At 39.8% G+C, this 15,251-nt stretch carries 19 protein-coding genes and 1 pseudogene; 2 read left to right on the forward strand and 18 right to left on the reverse strand.

What is annotated here, in order from left to right:
• Nucleotides 1–44: 44 nt before the first annotated feature.
• The 14 genes from NST34_RS19010 to NST34_RS19075 all read right to left on the reverse strand — a co-directional run bounded on the left by NST34_RS19010 (nucleotide 45) and on the right by NST34_RS19075 (nucleotide 10,243).
• The gene (locus NST34_RS19010) at nucleotides 45–1,022 is read right to left on the reverse strand and encodes a phosphotransferase enzyme family protein (protein WP_076300859.1); all 978 of its coding nucleotides are present in this window, start codon (nucleotides 1,020–1,022) and stop codon (nucleotides 45–47) included.
• Between the two features lie 157 nt (nucleotides 1,023–1,179).
• Nucleotides 1,180–1,470 (reverse strand): hypothetical protein, encoded by a 291-nt coding sequence (locus NST34_RS19015; protein WP_341128556.1) that lies wholly within the window; start codon nucleotides 1,468–1,470, stop codon nucleotides 1,180–1,182.
• 334 nt (nucleotides 1,471–1,804) lie between these two features.
• Entirely contained in the window at nucleotides 1,805–2,308 is a 504-nt protein-coding gene (locus NST34_RS19020; RefSeq protein WP_341128557.1) for a DinB family protein, read from the reverse strand.
• A 277-nt stretch (nucleotides 2,309–2,585) separates the two neighbouring features.
• Nucleotides 2,586–3,014: a 3-hydroxyacyl-ACP dehydratase FabZ gene (gene fabZ, locus NST34_RS19025; RefSeq protein ID WP_076287072.1), complete on the reverse strand. Its 429-nt coding sequence runs from the start codon at nucleotides 3,012–3,014 to the stop codon at nucleotides 2,586–2,588.
• A 121-nt stretch (nucleotides 3,015–3,135) separates the two neighbouring features.
• Complete coding sequence (locus NST34_RS19030) at nucleotides 3,136–4,074, reverse strand: CHAP domain-containing protein (RefSeq protein WP_341128558.1); 939 nt, start codon at nucleotides 4,072–4,074, stop codon at nucleotides 3,136–3,138.
• 384 nt (nucleotides 4,075–4,458) lie between these two features.
• Nucleotides 4,459–4,752 carry a hypothetical protein gene (locus NST34_RS19035; RefSeq protein ID WP_341128559.1) on the reverse strand — a complete coding sequence of 98 codons (294 nt, stop codon included), beginning with the start codon at nucleotides 4,750–4,752 and terminating at the stop codon, nucleotides 4,459–4,461.
• A 72-nt stretch (nucleotides 4,753–4,824) separates the two neighbouring features.
• Complete coding sequence (locus NST34_RS19040) at nucleotides 4,825–5,172, reverse strand: GNAT family N-acetyltransferase (RefSeq protein WP_341128560.1); 348 nt, start codon at nucleotides 5,170–5,172, stop codon at nucleotides 4,825–4,827.
• A complete protein-coding gene (locus tag NST34_RS19045; RefSeq protein ID WP_341128561.1) occupies nucleotides 5,153–5,461 on the reverse strand; it encodes a GNAT family N-acetyltransferase in 309 nt (102 codons plus the stop codon). The genes NST34_RS19040 and NST34_RS19045 overlap by 20 nt, the downstream gene beginning before the upstream one ends.
• A 207-nt stretch (nucleotides 5,462–5,668) precedes the next feature.
• Nucleotides 5,669–6,286: a hypothetical protein gene (locus NST34_RS19050; RefSeq protein ID WP_341128562.1), complete on the reverse strand. Its 618-nt coding sequence runs from the start codon at nucleotides 6,284–6,286 to the stop codon at nucleotides 5,669–5,671.
• Nucleotides 6,287–6,458: 172 nt separating this feature from the next.
• Complete coding sequence (locus tag NST34_RS19055) at nucleotides 6,459–7,199, reverse strand: class I SAM-dependent DNA methyltransferase (RefSeq protein ID WP_341128563.1); 741 nt, start codon at nucleotides 7,197–7,199, stop codon at nucleotides 6,459–6,461.
• 590 nt (nucleotides 7,200–7,789) lie between these two features.
• Entirely contained in the window at nucleotides 7,790–8,656 is an 867-nt protein-coding gene (locus NST34_RS19060; protein WP_341128564.1) for an SDR family oxidoreductase, read from the reverse strand.
• A 3-nt stretch (nucleotides 8,657–8,659) separates the two neighbouring features.
• On the reverse strand, nucleotides 8,660–9,163 hold the full coding sequence (locus NST34_RS19065) for a hypothetical protein (RefSeq protein ID WP_341128565.1): 504 nt from the start codon (nucleotides 9,161–9,163) through the stop codon (nucleotides 8,660–8,662).
• 108 nt (nucleotides 9,164–9,271) lie between these two features.
• Nucleotides 9,272–9,838 carry a MarR family winged helix-turn-helix transcriptional regulator gene (locus tag NST34_RS19070; protein ID WP_340970658.1) on the reverse strand — a complete coding sequence of 189 codons (567 nt, stop codon included), beginning with the start codon at nucleotides 9,836–9,838 and terminating at the stop codon, nucleotides 9,272–9,274.
• Between the two features lie 57 nt (nucleotides 9,839–9,895).
• Nucleotides 9,896–10,243 (reverse strand): VOC family protein, encoded by a 348-nt coding sequence (locus NST34_RS19075; protein ID WP_341128566.1) that lies wholly within the window; start codon nucleotides 10,241–10,243, stop codon nucleotides 9,896–9,898.
• A gap of 311 nt (nucleotides 10,244–10,554) precedes the next feature.
• Between NST34_RS19075 and NST34_RS19080 the strand changes: the two genes are divergently transcribed.
• On the forward strand, nucleotides 10,555–11,367 hold the full coding sequence (locus NST34_RS19080; protein WP_340970660.1) for a class I SAM-dependent methyltransferase: 813 nt from the start codon (nucleotides 10,555–10,557) through the stop codon (nucleotides 11,365–11,367).
• A 156-nt stretch (nucleotides 11,368–11,523) separates the two neighbouring features.
• Here the strand turns inward: NST34_RS19080 and NST34_RS19085 are convergent, their stop codons facing one another.
• From NST34_RS19085 to NST34_RS19095, 3 genes are all read right to left on the reverse strand, one after another.
• Nucleotides 11,524–11,775: a cold-shock protein gene (locus NST34_RS19085; protein WP_340970662.1), complete on the reverse strand. Its 252-nt coding sequence runs from the start codon at nucleotides 11,773–11,775 to the stop codon at nucleotides 11,524–11,526.
• A gap of 71 nt (nucleotides 11,776–11,846) precedes the next feature.
• On the reverse strand, nucleotides 11,847–12,095 hold the full coding sequence (locus tag NST34_RS19090; protein ID WP_076287095.1) for a hypothetical protein: 249 nt from the start codon (nucleotides 12,093–12,095) through the stop codon (nucleotides 11,847–11,849).
• A 651-nt stretch (nucleotides 12,096–12,746) separates the two neighbouring features.
• A complete protein-coding gene (locus NST34_RS19095) occupies nucleotides 12,747–13,514 on the reverse strand; it encodes a nucleotidyltransferase domain-containing protein (RefSeq protein WP_341061118.1) in 768 nt (255 codons plus the stop codon).
• A 153-nt stretch (nucleotides 13,515–13,667) separates the two neighbouring features.
• Between NST34_RS19095 and NST34_RS19100 the strand changes: the two are divergent.
• Nucleotides 13,668–14,024: pseudogene (locus NST34_RS19100) on the forward strand (transposase); the annotation flags it as partial.
• Between the two features lie 208 nt (nucleotides 14,025–14,232).
• On the opposite strand, the gene NST34_RS19105 reads toward NST34_RS19100, so the two are convergent.
• The gene (locus NST34_RS19105) at nucleotides 14,233–15,108 is read right to left on the reverse strand and encodes an aldose 1-epimerase family protein (RefSeq protein ID WP_042189247.1); all 876 of its coding nucleotides are present in this window, start codon (nucleotides 15,106–15,108) and stop codon (nucleotides 14,233–14,235) included.
• Nucleotides 15,109–15,251 lie beyond the last annotated feature (143 nt).

Raw genomic sequence — 15,251 nt, forward strand, 5'->3', positions numbered from 1 at the left:
GCTCCCAAAGTATCTGGGCTAACATTCTCCGTTCGTTGAACAAACTACTCCCAGTAAGGAGTACCACTAAAGAGAAATTCTTCTTTATTTACATATCGCTTAAATTCCCGACTTGCTAATTTACTAATGTGACTGGTTAACCACTCATTAGATTCAGGCAGCCCAAGCCAAAAATTCATTGTTTCGAGTTGGGCTGCTACAAAGAAACCTTCCAAACGTTGAACATAGTTATGAGGCAGGTCGAATTGTTTTGCGTATGATTCTAGCAACTGGTTTCTGAATGCTGGGTGGATATAAGAAAGTGTCCAACCTAAATCGAATAAATAATATCCGAACCCACAAGCTCCAAAATCAATAGCTCTAGCTTCTTGTTCATGAAACACAAAATTACTTGGAATCAAATCTGCGTGAATTATCCCCCAATTGCCTGGTGTTCTTTCTATGTCGTTCATCATTAAAATTGCACACTCTCCGGCCAATTGCAGAATTTCCACATCATTTTTATCGAGCTCACCACCGTTAGCAAGCTGTTTTAGCTTTTCTAATGATTGTGAAATTCTAGAATTATCAAATGACGGTCGAGTAAATGATGACGGAATTTTCCAAAAAGATGAATGTTTATGAAGCTTTCCGATCAATTCGCCTACACACTCGGCATCATTGACTGTTGGAACAAATTGTTTTTGTTCACCATCTACCCATTTTAACAATGTACAGTTTATGTCAGCTATCTTAGTAACATATTCACCAATGTTATTTTTTATAGGTGATGGCAACACCAGATTTGTATCATTTGTTAATGTTTCCAACCAAATCATTTCTGAATGGATGACTTTTTCCTCAGACCAAATACTTTCCATCGAATCATTTTTTGATAGATGTATTCGCAAACTATAGCAGTTACTTTCCTTATCTGTCACTTTATAGATGGTGTTTGCATTTTGGCCAATATGTGCTATTGATTGATAAGTAATTGGATAACAAGTTAATGCTTCTATAGCAATATCCTGAGTATTCAGCACGGTATCTTCCCTCCCCTTGAAACAACCGAATAAGGATATCGTACCATAATATTTTCCAATAGTTTGAGAGAGAACACTTATATTTATATTTTATCCATCACTTAGTTGATTAAGGTAACCTGCTCATCAATATGTATTATTCAACTATCGTGTCCCGTTAGCTCAACGGAACTTCGATATTATTGTTATTATCTGATTTAGGATGAAGACGATTTTCTATTACAAAAAAATGATTGAAAATACCTACTACTCGTACTTTATTATCTGCCTCTCCAAAAATTTTTGTTTCTGCTGTCATAAAAATAATCTGATGTGTGAGACTTGATGATTTCAAGTCATTAATAGTATGAAAGCAATTTGAGCTTTCGGAACTGTCACATTTAAGACCGTGAACCTTTTGGAGGTAATTATCATAATCTTGACTACTTGGTTTTGTATAAGCCATCACAAATAATAATATGGAAACTATTAGGAAAGCATATTTCTTCTTGATAAAGGCACCTCATCTCTTATGGATAATCGTACAATATAATACCGCATTTAACTGCCTAATAGTTCAACAAGGCAACATCACGCTCTACTGCACGTTAGTTGAACAAATAAAAAACGGCTGCCGAAGCAACCGCTATTCCACTAACGTTCCCCGTTAGTTCAATAGAATTAACAGTTTTAGTCCGATGGTATCCTCTTGTCTATGATTCAAGCCACCACTTTCAATCCTATGATAAAATACTTATAAATCCCACTATAGCCAAACGGCCAAATGCGGATATAATCTTACTCTAAATTACTGGAGGTAGCGCTCCGTACTCGGCCCACTGCTCTTTTGTCGGGCCGTAAAGATCCGGCACACGAAGGCCTGCCTGACGCATCAGGACTGTCATCTGACCACGATGATGAATCTCATGCTTTACGAGAATATCCAGCATTAAGCCGTTTGGCCATTGATCACCATACATATCGCTCATGATAAGCAGATTCTCATCTTTCCAACTGGACTGTATAGCATCAAGGAGCGCTTGTGAGGTCCTCTTATAGACTGACGCGATGTCTGCTGCCGAAGCTGGCACCGGCATATCTTCGCTCGGTCCTTCGAAAGACAGTCCCGTCCGAGATGGCATTTCGTGCAACGTCTGTACAAGGTGCCATGCAACACGTCCAAGCGTTCTATGATCGCTTGTTATCTGTTGGCCAAGAGACTCGTCGGTCAGCATCTCCAGTGTCCGCATTGTTGCTTCCGTTTCAATCTGCCAAGTTGCGGCAAAATCTTTAATGTGTTTATACATATCCAACATCTCCTTTTTGTAATGGAATCAAGTTTATTATACCGAACACTAGTTCGTAAGTAAATATTTACATTTACTTAAACTACCCCCGTTAACCAAACGAAGCTGCCGAAAATCATTGCGCTAATCCCGAAATGTAATTAACTACGTATGGTTAATACTTTTGATCATTTTGTTTACGCTAGCCTGCCCGTTAGCTTAATGAAAAGAGCAGGATACCGAAGCACCTGCTCATCAATGTATATTGTTCAATTGTCGTTTCCCGTTACATTAAAACCTAAATCGAACTGAATGCAAACATTATTTCAGATTCGCATACCAATTCATTATTTACCGTGGCGACTCCCTTTCCTTTGACGATTTGTCCCTTGATTCGAATTACATCAAATACAAGAAGGAGTTGGTCTCCTGGTTTTACTTGTCGTTTGAAACGACAATTATCAATACCAGTCAGTAAGCCTATTTTATGATTGTTGCTTTCAACGTTAGACATAGCGACTCCACCGACCTGTGCCAGTGCTTCTACAATTAAGACTCCAGGCATTACGGGATAGTCAGGGAAATGACCGAGAAAATAAGGTTCATTAATTGTTACATTTTTAATCCCAACAGCTCTCTTCCCCTCATTAATCTCCAATATTCTATCGACCAAGAGAAATGGATTCCGATGAGGAATAATCTCTTTAATTCTTTCAATATCAATCATGGATTTGCCTCCCTAATCGGTTTATTACCATTTTATCGCCTTTGGGTTAAACTGGCCCGAAAAAAACTCAACATAACTCTTATTAAACTATCCTATCCGTTAGCGTAATAACTGCTCGAAATCAATAACCAAAGGGTACATACTCTCCATTGAAATGATAACGGTAGCCGTTATCTATTCGGACATATCCGAGTATACAATGATCTCTACCCCTGAATGAGACACTAGAGTAGTTTTTATTGTCTTTATTACCTTCAGCAATCAAAATTTCATTGTCTTCACAAGCTAAAACAATTCCGATATGATCGTGAGAATTATCGGAGAGAAGCTTATCGAAAATAACAATATCACCACGTGCCGGAATAAATTCTTCTTGTTTAGCGTCATAGAAAAATCTAGTTTCGTGCAGCTGAGCCCAATCCAACCACGCACCAACCCCAGCTAGACGATACATTCGGTTAGGATATCGAATTGGAAGAAGTATTCCAACCTGCATACAGCAGTAATATACAAATGCAGCACACCAGTTACCTTCTAGTACTTTATAGATATCAGAGTCCGGCCAATACTTGCAAATTTCCCGATAACGTTCATCTTCCGGTACCCCGATTATGTTTTGCTCTGCGAGCTTTTCCGCAAAATCAGCCAGCATAAGTCGTCTGTCTTTAGTTTCTCTATTTAATGCTTCCACATCTACGTTTAATTCTGTATCTACATTTCCCTCCTGAATCCCTAATTCAATAAATACATTTTGTAGTCTATGTATATCCGTCTTAAGTAAATGATTTCCTGTATTTTGAAAGTACCTCTGCAATAAAATAGCGTCTTTAATAACTTCCTCATCTGGTCCATGAACTCGATTTCTATCTTCTTGATAAAAGATTGATCTAAGAATTACTGAGATCTCTTCGTCGGTAAAGATTTGAGTGCTACGTATTATAGGTCTTACCGCGTCTGCGCTATTGTGACCAGGAAAGGTATTTATTCCAGTTTTATAGAAATAAAAATCGTGTAGCACCCCCGCGATTGCAGCTATTTCCGAATCTTGTCCTCTTCTCATAGCGAGCATCGAAGCGAAGGTAGACACTCCTGAAAGATGAGCCCAAGCTTTCTGATTCTTGAAGCTGCTCTGCATTTCATAAACAAGGGATCGAACAATTCCAAGACGCTTAGATTTCTTCTCACATATCATAATTAATTCCCCAATCCCCGAACTAACGCAGGCTTATGTCCGTAGCCTCTCTGTATTCATAAAACTATCGTTTCCCATTAGTTCAAGTAAGTTTTTTAAAATGTTTGTATAGATCCATGTGAGTCTTGCTGTACTAGTTAATCCGTATCCGTGCAATCCAGTACAGACTTGTGACATCTATGACTCCGTTACCAACTCCTTTACTTTAGATGCAAAGGTCTTCCAGCTTGTATCATATCCTACATTAAACGTTCACCCGTTAGATCGAAGCTTCTCACCTAAATAGATGTAATCGGCGCGTTGCTTATCATTTAGGTTTACATCTAAAATCTCGTCACCAACCTTGAACTCGTTCATGTAATCGTACATTTTCATAAGGATATCTTCCTTATCCTTATCTCTTTCCATTCCACTGTGTAAGATGATTAAATCGATTGCATCATCTAGTTTCTGTGTAACAAGAGTTTCATAATTCCAATTATGATCTTGTTGATACTGTATAGTTGCTTCAAGTTGAGCAAGATCTCGGTGGATATTAGAATTCAATAATTCATATTTCAATTCTTGATTTCTGCTATCCTTTTTCTGATTCATAAAAAAGACAACATTACCGTTAGCTCAACGAGTCATTTGAGGATATATATCGCTAGGTGGTCTGCTCAATCGAGTGTCCGGCTTATAATATTTTGTTACCCAATGGTTTAATGACTTTGCTTTGAAACCAAGACTCTTATACAATTTTATTGCAGGATTGCCTTTCACAACCCCGAGTGTCACGATTTCCCCACCCCTTCGCACAATTTCATTTACAAGAAATGAAATAAAAGCTCTTCCGTATCCTCGTGATTGAAGATCTAGACGAACAGACACATGACTCAGTTCAAACCCGTCAATAATTCCGACTGCTGCTATTTCACCATCAATAAGCATCACGAATCTATTGCTTCTATCTTCGGCGAATCTCATCCGCTACGTTTTGAGAAAGTATTTTATCCGTCTTTTCCATAAGTGTGGCACCGATACCCATTCTTCTATATTCTTCGTTAACAAATATCGTCGTCAACGCTCTTCTCTTAAAACCATCAAAAGAGAGAAAACCTACCGTTAAGTCGTTGTAACGAGCAACAAATATACCGTCTGAGAGCATTTTGTTACTCTGTTGAAACACATTAAATTGTTCATTTTCACACAACATGGCTGTGATTGAAGCTTCGTCCCTTTCGGGTTTATAGGGTTCAATTTTCAGTTGTTCCATCTGCATTCACCTTTGATCATAAGTTTAGTTTTGCTGTAATTTTCATAAATCCTACTTAATCCTTAGGACTGGAGCTAATACGTACTCTATAATAATCAGACCATAATTTACAAAAACAGGTTTCTCTATACTACCCGATTAGTTGAACAAATAAAACGGCTGCCGAAGCAACCGCTATTCCACTATCGTTCTCCGTTAGCTTAGTTTCTAAAATACAAATTCTGTCTCGTTGTTTTCATTATCAAGATATATAACCCTACAGGAATCTTTCCAACTATCCCAATTTAATACGCTATCAACATCCACACGGAATAATTCATTATATGGTACATTCATAGGATTAGAAAAATCATAAAAAACAAGTTCATAGGGGCATGCCCAATAGCATCCATCAATCACTATTAGTTTTTTTTGTTGAAAATATATTATTTCCCCCCAGCAAAATCCATGCCCTTTATAAGCCTCTTCGGGAACATAATGATTGGTTTCTTTATTTGATAAATTAACAATTGAATACCCCTGATAATCTAACCCACACAACAGATATTCTGTGCCATTTACCTCCAACCAACTGAATAAGAATGGGTCATAATTTCTATATATTATGTCGATGATTTTATGCTCACTATCCGTAACAATCCCTTTTGTGTAATTATGTCTGTAAAAACCTTCAACATGGTTATAGTGATGGATTTCAAGTTTGAACTTTCCTGAAGTTGAATGAATAATTTCAGTTTTCTCAGAGATGTAAAATTCATCTTGAAAATAGTACATCATCTCAGCTCTTTCACTGAGAAACTGTGAGTCCTCAACAATATTCCTCAAATTCTTTCACCTCGCTTTAGTATTACAAATTGTACCATATTTTCAGACAGGCTATTACGCTATCTTGCCGTCTAGTTGAATAAAGGCGGACTCTAAGGGGGAATCTGCTAGGATCACCAAAAATCCCCTCGACCTGAGGGGATTTTTCCTATTGCAATGCATTACGTATCTCCTAACATTTCCTACAAACGCTAATAATAGATGAAGATGACGGAGAGAACGGCTTTTTATCCCAGTCAGCATATTGATGTTCGACGCGAAAGCCGTGACGGATTAATAAAGATTGCAGCGTAGCCTGATCTGTGAATCGACAAGCAATTCGGGAAGTCGTTCGTTTATCTCCCCAATCACGAATCGTGACCCAATGCATGATATGCTGGCTAGCATCGTAACATTGTGTGCCTGATACCTTGACGTTTTGCCCATCCTTATCAATAAAGGCCCCCCATCCTGTCTCCTCTTGATCGGATAAATCCGTTCCCTCCGGATTACGGGTCTCGAATGCAAAGATTCCATGGGGTTGTAAATGTTTGTGAACGGTAGTAAGTAAATCGCTTTGATCTTGATCACTTAAGAATGCCTGAAATGCATTGCCAGTCAAATAGATCATCGAAAATCGCTTGTCCGATTCGAAGGTACGGGCATCGCCTTCCATAAAAGTAACAGTCAACCCTTCCGCCTTCAGCCGCGCATATGCGAGCATCGCCGAAGAGATATCTACACCAGTCATCGTTATACCGGCTTTTGACAGTGGTATCGTTGTTAAGCCTGTACCACAAGCAAGTTCTAACACTTCGCCAGGACTCGATCTTGCAAGCTCAAGATAGAACTGATATTTGTCCATTTCACCGTCAAATTCAAGATCATAATTTACCGGATCCAGATATTCTTCAAGATTGCTATGTTCAATCAACGCTATCCCCTCTTTCATTTCAATGTTACATTGGAGAAAAAATAATTTTCATTAGGAAAAACATGTACTTATATAGACTCAGAAAGGATAATCAAAATAAAAGTCCTCTCGATAACCCTCGTACTTAACAGTATTATTTTACTATTTATTCGATAAACCGTTTGGTAATTCATAGTTATAATCAATTTTTATCGAACCTTACATAACTACTTTTTAAGTCGATAATCACTACTTTATCCTGACCGCAATAGAATAATTAGTGGCCGACCAACAAAATGGTCGTCTTTTTTTCGTATTCGGCATAGCATCTTTCTTTATTCGTTACAGGTGACCGTGTAAACGAAATCTCGTTCCCATCTTCAAGCCGAAACTGGTTCGCAGACACCGTGTCGGAACAAAACCGAGCCAGATGACGCAAAATTATTTCGACTGCGGTCCATTTCGTTAACCTGCTGTTAGCTTAAATGAAAAAGAAGAGCTACCATAAAGGAAGCTCCTCCACTAACGTTCTCCGTAAGCTCAATGACTTAACTAAAATCGGAGTAAAACGCTGCTAACGATACAAATATTAGAATAGGTGGGCTCCGCCTCTACCGGAAATTTTCTACACACTCATGTAGAAAGGCGTCTAGCGTGCGTGGCTCTCTGCCAAGCAAGCCCTTTACAGTGTTATTTGGACTTTCTGGCACCATCCTAGACATGGTTTGAATTTCCACAACGTGGTTCGCGAGCCAATGAGGCAGATTCCCGTGCTCGATAAGATTACGGAGTAGTTCTTGGGGTTCCAAGTTGATGTAACTTATTGGCCGATTAAGCAGGGCAGATAGTCGACTCGCGATCTGGGGATAACTGAAAATCTCCGAACCAGTAAGCGTATATATATGGCCTGATACCTCGTGGTTGGTCAGAACTTCTGCGGCAACGTCTGCAATATCGCGACAGTCTATAAAGTTACACGGTGAAACGCCCATGGAGCCGAAGAAAACATTTTGGGTTGTAATCGTTGGTGCAAAGCGTATTAAATTTTGCATGAACGCATAGGGGCGCAATACGGTGTGGGTGAGACCCGATTCTCTCAGCGTTTTCTCAATTTCTTGATGCCAGCCCGCTACTGCCACTGGAGAGCTATGCTCAAAGGCAGGACTGGATATTTTTACGATGTGTTTGATTCCAGATTCGGCGGCAATCTGAATGATAGAGGTTTCCAATTCGATTTGTCTTGGACTGTTGGACATGGCAAGGAAGAGCTGGCTAGCATCTGTAAACGCGCGGCGCATCGATGTGGGGTCAGAAGCATCGACAAAAGCGACCTCGATAATTGATCGGCCTTTTTCTCCGATCTGATCACGCAACTTCTCTGGCTCTCTGCTTAGCGCCCTGACAGGAACGCCAAGATCAACTAAACGTTCCAAAAGCGCACTACCTATCGTACCTGTTGCTCCCATAATAACTATCATTTTTTATCTTCTCCTTTTAGATGAAAAATTAGTTGTGACGGCAAGTCGCCACCGCCATGTCACTATCGTGCTTGCTATGAATCCAGACAACGGGAAATCGATCCATACACGATCGACCCAGGCCAAGTAATTAATCGGAATCATAAATTCTACAAAAACAGATGTCACCCATGCAGCGTATAGTCCAAATGAGGACCCGGCCATTGCGAATACCCCTACTACAACCAAGTGAGGTGCACAGATGACCCATCGCAAATGGCCCACTCGGCTGCGCAACAAAAGGCCAATCATCAAGGCCATCAAGGCCGATGCGCCGCCAATTGTGGTCAATGCCGCTATTTGAAGCCCCCTATCTGCAGTAACCAATCCCCCGATACCTGCCATAATGGCAGGAGCAGTATAGGCCATTACAAATTCACGCCATAGTACAAAAGTCTTTTTCTTGGAACCAGCAGCCTTGATGCCGTAAACATCATCTGTCTGATTCGAGTATTTCATCTGGTTCATTTACTTGCTCCTTTCTTCTTTGAAGTAGTTCAATGATTGCGTTCAGCTAGATATAATTAGGTTCCTAACTATATAAGAGTAAAAATAGGCTAGCTTCACTAGCCCATTCTACTCATTACTGATGTTTCCCTTTGGTTTCGAGCCTAATTCGCCCGTAAGTGCTGAGATGCCTTGTGTAACTCGACCTAGCAAGTCGAGAAATACGCTGCGTTCTTCGATGTTGAGCAAGCCCACCATTGCTTCCAACCGAGCGAAATGCTCAGGAGCCATTTCACGGAGCTTCTTCGCTCCTTCTTCCGTTAAGACGACTGATTTCTGACGGCCATCGTCTGAGCTTGATCGCCGAGACACTAGCCCATCTCGTTCAAGAATGTCGATAAGACCAGTCACTGTAGCACGTGTAACGCCTAGATGCTCCGCTAATTGCGAAGGCAACTCTTCTCCTTCGTTATCTTCAAGATCTGCCAATAAACGATAACGCCCTGTTGATAAACCGAATCTAGAGAAATGAATCTCTGAGGCGTGTCCAAGCATGGCTCCCGCTGCCATTAGCCTAGAGGCGACGAGTATAGCCTGTGCGTCTATGTCTAGGTTATAGCGATCAATCTGACGCTTGGATTGTACAAGCGAGGGAATAGCCTCAATGTCATTTATTTTTTCATTATTGTTGTTCATATATGTAGTATGGTCCCTAACTACTTTTGTGTCAACTCATTTTTATTACACAACTCGTTATTTCTCCCAAAGCTCGATCAGTCGACCTTCAGGATCTTCAATCCAAACAAACTTTCCAAATTCACTAATTTCTTTTTTCTTTGCAAGTGGTATACCAATATGCTCAAGATGCTTAATAGTCTCGTCTAGATTATGTACTTGGAAATTTAACGTCACTTGTTGTTCTGTTGGAAAATAACTGTCATCCTCGGTAAAGAAAGAAAAGATAGTCTCATTTCCTGATTGGGGCTTTATCACAGTCCCATTCCAATGATCTATTTCAATCTTCAAGACCTCACTGTACCATTTTTTTATAACTTCAAGATTCTTAGTTCTCCAAAAGATTCCTCCGAAACCTTTGATCATCGTATTTATCTCCTGTCTGTCATCAATTTTTTAGCTATCCGTTCTCAATAAATATTCGAGATTTAAAATTAAGTTCCTTTTTCAACTATCTTGCCCATTAATTGAACAAATAAAAAACTACTGCCGTAGCAACCGCTATTCCACTATCGTGTCCCGTTAGCGTAATGAGTCTACTAGATCCAATGGATGCAGTATGGAAGATTTTATGTGGATGTATTCATAGAAAAATGGTACATTATTTTGGAATCAATAGCGCGCAAGTCAGGATATACATTTAGACTAATATTTTTATATTGGGGGATGGTACTGGCATGGACAAGAATTCTGTTTATAGAACAAATATTATAGGCGCTGGCGAGGTTGGTAGCGCAATCTCGGTCGATATGGACAAGAATGTTATTCATGAAACTAACAGCTTATTTTGGGATACAAAAGGAAATGATATTTTAGGAGCAACCGCACTTCCTTTATATGGAGCATTCGTCTCAGAAGAAAAATGCCAGCTTTTTGGCGATATTTCAGGAAAAAAGATGTTGGAGATAGGCTGTGGAAGCGGTCAATCCTTGCAATATCTCGGGGAACGTAAAGCATCTGAACTATGGGGTATGGATATATCAGAAAACCAAATCGAAAAAACAAGAGAATATTTGTCAGATCACGGACTTTCAGCAAAATTAATCTGTTCTCCAATGGAAGAAAAATGTGGCCTACCTGAGGATTATTTTGACTTTGTTTATTCGATTTATGCTATAGGCTGGACAACCGATCTTGAGGGTACTTTTAGCAGGATTGCTTCTTACCTAAAAAAAGACGGCGTATTTATTTTCAGTTGGTCTCACCCTATACACAAATGTGTTGTTGCAGAAAATGATATGCTTGTTTTTAAAAAATGTTACTTCGATGAATCTTGGTATTCGGTAACTCTTGACGAAAGTACGCTAACATTAGCTGACCGTAAACTATCAACCTATGTGAATGCGCTCTCAAAAGCGGGATTTGTTATTGAAGAAATGATTGAGCAATCTGATGATGAAATTATTCAAATGCGGGACGATAACGACGATTTTGCAAAAAAAGCAAAGATGCTTCCTGTAACTTTCGTAATCAAAGCAAGAAAACTGTAATTTAGTAGTTGAAGATAAATGCCCGCTAATTGAACAAAGGCAGCCGATCATGTTGACTGATTGGCTGCCTTATCGCGTTTATTGAACTATCGTCTCCTGTTAGCTTAATTATGATTCCCGAAAGTCCATACATTCATCAAGTAAGTCTCGATTCCTTCATTCCTCTAATATTTGCACATTTTTAGCTGTCCTACGCTGAGAATCAACTATATTCGGAAACTCGAATAGGTCGAATTCAACTTTTTGACCCTCTTTAAGGAACCGAAAGCCGTTCGGTAACCTAATAGGGTCTGGTAGTATTTCGCTGAAGTGTACAAAAACATGGTTACCTTCCTGCCCGTCTAGCATTATCCGTCCGTAACCTTTATCTTCTTTGTACCATTTGACAATACCCCATCTTCTTTCCACCACCTAAGCACCTCCACTGTAACTTTATGGTACAACTCATTATGTGCTCACATCGCGTTGAATGAGTTATCTCATTTGATTTTTTTCGGAAACCCATATACAAAAAGTATCATACCGAGGAACGCAAGGATTGGCACAAAGATATTATCGAAGAAGCTTGTAATATGAGTTTCAGGTAGGGCATTGAACATGTTTGCTTCGTACAACGCTGCAATTTCATGGCTGCGAGCTATCAAAGAGCCTACTCGTTCAATCGCATAGATTACTCCAGCGGAAATTAGAAAGGATGCACCTAGTTTTCTGTAAAAGTCGTTGCCCATGAAATATTTGTCTCCTCCTCTATTTTTTATTGAGTACTTCTTCCATCATCCCACTTTACCACATTGTTCCAATTTTTTGAGTATCAGAATATCATTACATAACCTAATGCTAATAATGTGACGCTATAGCGCCACAAATTGTAAGTATTCTGCCGGCTAATTGAACAATAAAAAACGGCTGCCGAAGCAGCCGCTATTCTACTGTCGTTCTTCGTGAGCTTAATGATTTACTTTGCTTCGGACGAATCCTATTGCTCTTTATTGAGAACTTCATGGATTATATTTGTTATGTCGTTAATTTTGCGGGAACAATATTTTAAAATAGGGTTAGCCCAATATTCGGGTCCAGTTTCTTCATCACCTATTTTCACTAAATGCAATGTATACGCACCCTCTGAACGCATAGCTGGATACCATCCTTAATCCAAAATCAAACCTGTCTTTTCATTTCAGGCTACCGTAGCGCCTGCTCATTAATGTGTATCATTCAACTAAAGTTCTCCGTTAGTTCAATAGTCTTATGTTTTAATTAGAGTCGCTGCTTATACTTGTGAGGCTTGCCGAACACCTAATGCAGTGACGTCCCGACGGGCTTAGGGGGCTGGATGTGGTCACTCGCTTCTCAGAGTGACCCGGAGCGTCAATATGGTGTTAGCCGAAGGAAGTTCTGGAAGCAGCCATTGCATTTAAGGCGTTCTCAAAATAGCTATATACTTCATCTGCAATTCCCAGAAACTCTTCAACAAGTACATTACTATCCAAGTAACAAGCATACAGATATTCAACTAAAGCGGAGTCAATCTCACAATAGTTTAATATGGCATTCTTCATCTTAATAATGTCATCTTGCCATACACCTGTATCTTCTAAAACCAAAGAGTATAATGCACGAATTAATCTCTTAGAGTAACCTTTAATATATCTAGTTTTCATTGTGTTATCATTAGCATTAGAAAGTAAACTATGTATACGATCTACTTCCTCCTTGGTCTCTGTATTTAAGTCTAAAATGAACTCTGGAGAAATAATTATCGGTGGTACTTTTTCACCAACGTCATGACCATATATGCAAACACAAATTATCTTTACCCAAAAACCCCACTCATTTGGTTTACTTAATACATCGTCAATCGAGCAAATTATCGTATCAATCTTAGTTACTACTGGATATTCTTCCAAAAGCCTGTCTTTAATATTTGACAATCTTTCGTAATCAATATCTTTGGGATTTACACATACAATAGTAAAGTCTGCATCTGACTTAAAAGGTTTAGCAGTTCCTTTTGGAATCGAGCCACACATATAAATGCTATGAATCTTACCTTTAAATTCGGTAAGTATATTTTCTATATACTTATCAACAAAATCCTTATATTCACTTTGTATTACAATTCTATTTATAACTTTTTCTAATATCATATAGACTCCTCCTAAACTAAGAACTTCTTTCGGCTAACGTCTTTTTTGCGAACTTCGTAAATTCGTCATGACTTAAGTTATTCGCGAAATCATTCAACTATCCTGCCCGTTAGCTCAACGGCATCCACGATTTGACGCCTACTTCAATAAAAAAGAGAACAGGGCAAGAAAGGCATCGACAAAAACCAAGCAGACACCTATTATTTTAACGTGGAACAGTGCAAGCGTTGTCCGTTTAAAGAGGGTTGTTATAAAGAAGGATCGAAGAGCAAAACCTACTCTGTAACGATTAAATCTGAAGAACATTCGGAACAGATTGCGTTCCAGGAAACAGAGTACTTTAAAGAAAAATCTAAGGAACGCTACAAAATTGAAGCGAAGAATAACGAACTTAAACATGGGCACGGGTATGATGTAGCTACATCCTCGGGTCTGATTGGTATGGAATTACAAGGTGCGATGACGATATTCGCCGTGAACTTAAAGCGGATATTAAAGTTAACAGATTGAAAACATAGGGATAAATTGAATAAAATAGAGCTAAAAAAGAAGACATTCTTCCTAAAAATGGGGTTGAATGTCTTCTTTTTTGAAGTTTATACATACTCCTTAAGAAAATCGTAAGTTCTTCAGTGCCCTCTCCAATAGATTGATGCTTTTTGCAATGGTATGGAGCCGAGCTTAACCAGTTGAGAACCCTGCAGATCCCTTCGGATCGTCAGTTGATTTCTATGGTCAGGGAGCTTGTGAAATTCGCCCCCGGCTCCAGGGTGATTATTCCCTCTTTAGCTTGAAGTTCACCTTCGAAGACGTCCATATCCGCTACTCCTTGCCAAGGCTCGATGCATATGAAGGGAGCGTTCAAAGGCTGCCAGATGCCGAGGTCGGGAAAACCCTTATAGCTGACAACTACGCTTTTGGAGGAGTGCTTGCTTCTAAGCGAAATCTGCCGAGAGCTCACATTTCGGAAAATCAATGCGCCTTCGGCGAACATTTCATGGGATAAAGGCAGGATGGTCTCTTGTTTCAGAACGGGCTCCGATTTGCCGCTGATCAGCAGGCCGTCCGAATTCAAGAACAACCTTTCAAGGTTTTCCGATTCAGCGAACTCCAGATAGTAATCGTTCAGGCTACCGTTGTCATCAAGCGGACAATTGAACGCCGGGTGGGTTCCGAGCTGGAAGAAGATATCCTGTTCATCGCTATTTTCCACCCGGTAACTAAGTTCCAGTGTGCTTGCATTCAGTTTATATGTAATATATAGGTTGAATTTAAAAGGATAACTGGCCAGGGTTTTCTCATCATAAGAGAGGCGGTAAACCGCGTGGGTGTCGCTTTCTTGGACCAGCGTAAATTCGCTGCGTCTGGCGAATCCGTGATTGCCGATCTTATAGGCTTTGCAGTCCACCTTAATCTCTCCATTCCGGGCCGTACCAATAATGGGAAACAGCACCGGAGAACGGCCTGTCCAATACGTGGCGTCACCGCTCCAGATGTATTCAGCTTCCGGATCCAGCTTTCTGAAGCTGATCAGTTCCGCCCCAAGGGTATTAATCTCAGCTTCCGCCGAGCTGCTGCGCAAAATTTTATTCATTGTTGTACTCCCCTTTCATACTTATAGTCCAGATACCCATATTATATCAAAGTTCTTGAGGGAGTTGAGAAAAAGACAGCTAATTCATCAGCTGCCGTTTCTTCGTGCTTATTGAGCTATCGTGTCCCGTTAGTTCAGCGAAC

This window comes from Paenibacillus sp. FSL H7-0714, from assembly GCF_038003765.1.
Lineage (GTDB): Bacteria > Bacillota > Bacilli > Paenibacillales > Paenibacillaceae > Paenibacillus_AQ.